This window comes from Oleiphilus sp. HI0079 (genome assembly GCF_001635105.1).
Genome location: NZ_LWFT01001256.1, coordinates 1 through 1,188 on the forward strand (window position 1 = coordinate 1; position 1,188 = coordinate 1,188).

A 1,188-nucleotide genomic window follows, 5' to 3' on the forward strand; every position below is an offset into this window, starting at 1 on the left:
CTTGTTTTTCCGCAGAAAGATGAGGGGCTCAAGGCCTCGATGGGTGATTCAATCGTTGACCAGACCAAGTCAGAAGGCGCGGAACAATGATTTATCAGCCAAGTATTTTTGCCATCACGGTCACGTTTATTATCTCGTTAGTGTTGGAATTGATTCATCTCCCAACAATGATGGCGACACTGCGGCCTGAATGGCTAGTGCTCACTGTTTTCTTTTGGACGCTGCGCTCTCCTGGTTCCGTTGGAATCGCAATCGGCTTTTTGATCGGATTGCTGCTAGATGTTGTTAGCGGTGTGTATCTTGGCGTAAACGCGTTGGCACTGAGCATCGTTGCCTACCTCGCTGTTGGTATGCATAAACGTTTTAAGCTTTATCCTTTGCTTCAGCAGTCTCTCGTTGCGTTTGTTATCGTGCTTATCCACTTGCTAATTTCCAACTCCTTTACTTCTCTCTTAAGTCGCGGACAAGATCCAGGGCAACTAATCGTTCAAGCAATGGTGAGTGGTTTCTTCTGGCCGATCCTGGTTGTGATTTACGATCGAACTAGTATGGCATTGAGGATATGACGCGATGAACACGGTTCTAGTACTCGCTTCTGCATCACCGAGACGGTTCGATTTGCTTAGTCAGCTTGGTTATCAGCCCCATCGTCTACCGGTTGATATTGATGAAAGTGTGGCTTTGCATGAACAGCCAGTTGAATATGCAAAGCGCATGGCTCGAGAAAAACTCGACGCAGCGATGGATCAGTTGAAGGGACGGACTGAAATTGCTGGTTTGGCACTGAGTAACGCAAGGCTAATCGTGCTCGCTGGGGATACAATATGTATCAAGGGTAGTGAAATCCTTACGAAGCCTGTCGACTTTCCTGATTTTCAGCGAATGATGGGTTTGATGTCGGGTAGCTCTCATACGGTTTTAAGCAGCTTTGCACTCGGTGAGTTGAGTGACGGCGTGGTCACTAGGTTAAATCTCGACGTAGTCAAAACCGACGTGCACTTTAAAGAGTTGAGTGCGCAAGAGCTCGCGGCGTATTGGGATACTGAAGAGCCTGCGGATAAGGCTGGGGGGTATGGTATTCAGGGCTTAGGCGCAGTTTTCGTTGAGCGGATTGAAGGAAGCTATAGCAATGTTGTTGGTCTGCCTCTAATGGAAGTGCATAGTGCATTAAAGTCTGCCGGGGTAGCA

Annotated in this window: 2 protein-coding genes; both read left to right on the forward strand. The window is 47.9% G+C overall.

Annotated features, from left to right (window positions below; translation table 11 throughout):
• Positions 1-86: 86 nt before the first annotated feature.
• A complete protein-coding gene (gene mreD / locus A3750_RS22115) occupies positions 87-566 on the forward strand; it encodes a rod shape-determining protein MreD (protein ID WP_068454325.1) in 480 nt (159 codons plus the stop codon).
• Positions 567-570: 4 nt separating this feature from the next.
• On the forward strand, positions 571-1,188 hold a 618-nt coding region (locus A3750_RS22120; RefSeq protein ID WP_068548838.1), incomplete at its 3' end, for a nucleoside triphosphate pyrophosphatase.

Excerpts from the sequence above, each read along its gene's own strand:
- mreD (WP_068454325.1), top strand. The coding sequence starts at position 87 with ATGATTTATCAGCCAAGTATTTTTGCCATCACGGTCACGTTTATTATC.